This window comes from Candidatus Nitrosotalea bavarica, assembly GCF_900167955.1.
Classification (GTDB): Archaea; Thermoproteota; Nitrososphaeria; order Nitrososphaerales; family Nitrosopumilaceae; genus Nitrosotalea; species Nitrosotalea bavarica.
In genome coordinates this window covers 1-2,186 of the sequence record NZ_FUYK01000019.1, presented here as the reverse complement: position 1 = coordinate 2,186, position 2,186 = coordinate 1, and the positions used below count along the sequence as shown (strand labels likewise).

Here is a 2,186-nt window from a genome sequence, read left to right as displayed (position 1 = left end):
TTCTGCATTGACTATAGACAGACAAGTGCCAGCAATTACCACACAAAACGTGGATTTGGGATAAGCAAAAAACTTATTCTACCAACCTTTCTTTTTTATTTTTAATTAAATCAATTATAAATTATCATGGTAATTTCTTTTTGAAATTATATTTTTTAATTTCATCATACAATAAGCCACGCTCAGGTTATGACATTCTTGTTTGATCAATATACACACACTGTGGGATAATACCATACCGTGGATATCACTAGTAATGAAATCTACAACAAGAAGTAGAAAGACTCGTCGTGGAGTCATCGGCCTCAACATGGGTTTTTCAACAACACAAAAGGCAAAGACAGCAATTTCATCCTCTGTCTCAGAATCCAGCAGTGCACTTGAGATCGCAGGCAAAGTAACCGGTTTCGGTGATGTCTCAGCAGGTACACTCAACGCCACAGTAATACCAATCAAGGTAGCAGGTGGTGGAGATTCAGTAAGCTTGGATCCTGCTCTGACAGACGTCAAGTATTACAGCAATACCGTAAGATATGACAACATCTATGGTGTGAATTGTGTATTAGGTTCAACCTCATACAACAATGCATCAGCAGCAATTGATGCAGCAGTTAATCAAGGCTGTACTAACAGCAATTCATTAACTAGCGCAGCACCACATTCTACCCAGGCAATCATTTACTGGGACGTGAACATAAACAACAACAACATACTTGACGTAGGTGAACATGCAAACATGGTAATTCAATATGACAGTGCAGACAAACCAAAACAGCTAGATGACATCAAGGCTGAGATCATCGTACCAACTGGTTCTGCATTGACAGTAGAAAGACAAGTGCCAGCAATTACCACACAAATAGTTGACCTAGGATAAGCAAAAAACTTATTCTACCAACCTTTCTTTTTTATTTTTAATTAAGTTCAAGATGGCATATAATTTACAATCATAGATGAAAATCCAAGCATTTTCACGTTCTAAAAAATTACCCTATTAGTCTAATTTGAACAAGCGTCGTCGTTTTGTTTTATACCCAAGTACTTTTTTCATGAGCAGGGCATACAGTATTACATTCCTATTTGTAATATTTTTCATCATATCAACATCACATGTGTTTGCGGATAGTTCCAGTATGCCATGGAAGGTAACAATAAAGACAAATCCAGGGGTAAATAGTACATCCTACTGGCCTCCAGAAATACAAGCAATGCAAAATGATACAGTTCAATGGATTAACAACGATACTACTACACATACTGTCACAAGTGGCGTGCCAGATAAACCGGCATATTACGGAAAAATATTTGATAGCGATACAATCAACCCGGGGGAAACATATTCTCTAAAAATCCCAACAGGACATGAATGGTCAGCATATTATTATTTTGATAAAATTCATCCTTGGATGACAGGTAAAATTGATGTAGGTGTAGCATATTTAGGAACCTCTCCAGATTTTAACATAGAAACAGATAAAGAAGTTTACTCGGACGGTGATACTGTTAGAATCTCCGGAATTGTAACCAATACAGATCAAATAACACCTGTGACAATTCAGATATTTGATAGCCAGCGAAATCTAGTCTTTCTAAATCAGACCAATATACTTCAAGATCATAGTTTCTTGTACGAATTCAAGGCTACAAATTCAATTTTCAAGACTGATGGAAATTACAAAATAAAATCATATTATGGATTTCCATCCACAATAACAGATGTCAATATTTTTTTTAATCAAACCCAGCCATCAGCATCCAACACATATTACATTCCACAATATATTAAAAATAATGCAAAATGGTGGGCAGGTGGAGAAATAACCGATAATGAGTTTATCAACGGTATTCAATTTTTGATCAAAAACGGATACATGTTAATTCACACATCAAACATACCAAAAATCAGCTCACAGATAATTCCAGTCTGGATTAAGAACAATGCCGGAAATTGGACTGCAGGTAAAGTTTCAGACGATGAGTTTGCATCAAGTATATCATATTTGATAAACCATAGTATTATTCAGGTATAGAATTTTTCAAATTTTTTGTTTGATCATACCAAACATACTTGAGGATTAAGCCTAGACGTTTCATTAAACATTAATGAAACACGAACTGAAAACTAGAAAGACTCGTCGTGGAGTCATCGGCATAGAGTCTGCAATAGTTATGATAGCATTCGTAAT

General features: G+C 35.6%; 3 protein-coding genes. All 3 read left to right on the top strand.

What is annotated here, in order from left to right:
* Positions 1–256: 256 nt before the first annotated feature.
* Positions 257–877 (top strand): flagellin, encoded by a 621-nt coding sequence (locus C0Q33_RS09050; protein ID WP_101478279.1) that lies wholly within the window; start codon positions 257–259, stop codon positions 875–877.
* A 172-nt stretch (positions 878–1,049) separates the two neighbouring features.
* Positions 1,050–2,030, top strand: coding sequence for a cupredoxin domain-containing protein (locus C0Q33_RS09045; protein WP_133121068.1), 981 nt, complete (start codon positions 1,050–1,052; stop codon positions 2,028–2,030).
* Positions 2,031–2,103: 73 nt separating this feature from the next.
* Positions 2,104–2,186: archaellin/type IV pilin N-terminal domain-containing protein (locus C0Q33_RS09630; RefSeq protein ID WP_133121069.1), on the top strand; the 83-nt coding region annotated here is incomplete at its 3' end.